The 1,483-nt window shown below is 24.9% G+C and carries 1 protein-coding gene and 1 pseudogene; both read right to left on the bottom strand.

What is annotated here, in order from left to right; genetic code table 11:
- The coding region (locus AJ885_RS02720; protein ID WP_148115608.1) for a glycosyltransferase family 2 protein at nt 1–291 on the bottom strand (291 nt) is incomplete at its 3' end.
- 966 nt (nt 292–1,257) lie between these two features.
- A pseudogene (locus tag AJ885_RS10950) lies at nt 1,258–1,483 on the bottom strand (glycosyltransferase family 2 protein); the annotation flags it as partial.

The following is a 1,483-nucleotide window of genomic DNA, read 5'->3' as shown; positions in this document are numbered from 1 at the left end:
AAGCTCTAAATAATCATCAGGATCTAAAAACATCAAATACTCACTATTTGAATGTTTAACACCATTATTTCTGGCTGCAAAGGTGCCTAGGTTTGTTTTATTATGGATTATTTTTATTCTTGTATCTTTTTTGGCATATTCTTTAGCTATTTCTATACTTTTGTCATTTCCACAATCATCCACAACGATTATTTCTATATCTTTAAAGGTTTGATTTATGCAACTTTCCAAAGCTCTTGCTATATATTTTTCTACATTATAGGTGGGTACAATTATTGAAATTTTAGACATTATTTTTCTTAAAAAGTTTTTTAGGATGGCGCAAATAAAATCTAAATAGTAATCTAAATCTAAAAAATCTTAAATTGATACCGACTGAAGAAAATAAAGCCTTTATATTGAGATAATTTAAAGGATAATATTGCTCAATATAATAATGAATATAATGTAAAAATATCTTATTTGCTAATTTTTCATTTAATATCCTGCTTTCTTTGCAAAAAAGTAGGATATTGACTCCAATCTTACACATACAATAAGCCTTAAAATAAGCTCTAAGCTTAGAATAATCATCAAAATAATCTCTTAAAGACTCTAAATAAAAAGGCATATTTTTAGGAATTATTTTTTCTTTTTCACTTTTTATTATAGAATTAGCTCGAATTCTATAAATTAACAACTCTTCTTTAATACAAGTTATCTTTTTAGCGCTTAAGAATAATATAGTTCCAAAATCATGATCTTCATGATAAATCCCATAAGTAAAACGAAGCTTATAGACATTTAATAAACTTGCCCTAAAAGCTCCTTGCCAAGCAAAATAAAACTCGCAAATATCATTCTTTTTAAAAAAATCAATCCCACTGATATTTTTAGCGTATTTACAATTTAAATAAATATCACATTCTGCTTTTTGTCTAAATACTTGACCTTCTTCAAGAAATTCTTTAATATTATGTGTGCAAATATCTATATCATCTTTACTCATCTCATTTACGCATTTTTCAATGCAATCAAGCTCTAAATAATCATCAGAATCTAAAAAGTGAATAATATTATTAGGTAAATCTTGAATTATAAAATCATTAATATTTTTAAGCTTTGTTTGGATTATATTTTTACTAAGTTTTGTAAAGTTTTTATTTATTTCTTCTTTTGCAAGTTCTTTAGTATTGTTTTTAAAAGCATTTGTGCTTTTGTAGCTTACAATATTATCTTCATTTTCAAAAAATTCTCTTAATTTTGTATCTTTGATAAATTCTAAACCCGCATTTCTAGCTGAACTTAAACCACCATTTTCTTTTATAATAAGAAAAATTCTTTCATCTTTTTTAGTATATTCTTTAGCGATATTTAAGCTATTATCAGTGCTTCCATCATCGACTAAAATAATATCTAAATTTTTATAGGTTTGATTTATGACGCTTTTTAAACACTCATCTAGGTATTTTTCCACATTATAGATTGGGATTATGATAGAAAC

The sequence above is a fragment of the Campylobacter sp. BCW_6464 genome (assembly GCF_001762775.1).
GTDB lineage: Bacteria > Campylobacterota > Campylobacteria > Campylobacterales > Campylobacteraceae > Campylobacter_D > Campylobacter_D jejuni.
The sequence above is the reverse complement of the archived record's forward strand: the minus strand, read 5'-3'. Positions and strand labels throughout refer to the sequence as shown.